The organism is Vibrio sp. Y176, assembly GCF_033438945.1.
Genome location: NZ_JAWOQS010000633.1, coordinates 1 through 658, shown reverse-complemented (window position 1 = coordinate 658; position 658 = coordinate 1). Strand labels below are relative to the sequence as shown.

Sequence of the window (658 nt, the reverse complement as noted above, 5' to 3'; positions counted from 1 at the left end):
CTTGGATTTCTTTCACGATAGGTGCGTGACACCCAGAACAGAATTCTTCCGTGTTCGTTGCTTCCATACCTGTGTTGAATGCGCCCCAAAACAGAAGACCACCGGCAAAGCCTAAGAATAAAACCACACCAGCGGCAGCTTTACTTGGGTTCTTCAGCCTCTTCCAAAACGCTTTAAGTATTTTCATAAATGACCTCTTAGTACTTGCGTTTCAACTACTGAAGTGAATCAACTGACTGGAATTCATTTTCCACTAGCGGTTTCGCATTGGTTTGTGGAACGTGACATTGCAAACAGAAGTAACGACGAGGAGAGACATCAGCAAGTACTGCATCTTGGCGGTTTACATAGTGCGTTACACTGATTTTTGTTGCGCCAGACGCTTTCGCGTTTTCCCAGCTATGACATGCAAGACACTTGTTTGCGTTCAGCGACACTTCGTAGCTACGAATGCTATGTGGAATCAACGGTGGCTGATAAACAAAGCTGTCTTCAACGATTTGGTCTTTCGGAAAATCTTTAAATTCGTCTGCAGGGCGAGTGTCTTCCAACTGAGTCATTCCACGTAGCGACTCAAGGCCACCTGTGCCTCCTGGATTGTCCAACTCTGCTTGCGCAATGCCTGTTACTAATGCACCTACAGATAAAAGTGCGACAA

2 protein-coding genes are annotated in these 658 nt (G+C 45.7%); both read right to left on the bottom strand.

The annotated features are described in order from the left end of the window. Positions 1–187 (bottom strand): NapC/NirT family cytochrome c (locus tag R7O13_RS27765; protein WP_318305310.1); only part of this gene is annotated, 187 nt, incomplete at its 3' end. 28 nt (positions 188–215) lie between these two features. Further along, positions 216–658, bottom strand: a 443-nt coding sequence (locus R7O13_RS27760; protein WP_318305309.1) for a nitrate reductase cytochrome c-type subunit, incomplete at its 5' end; no start/stop codon positions are given.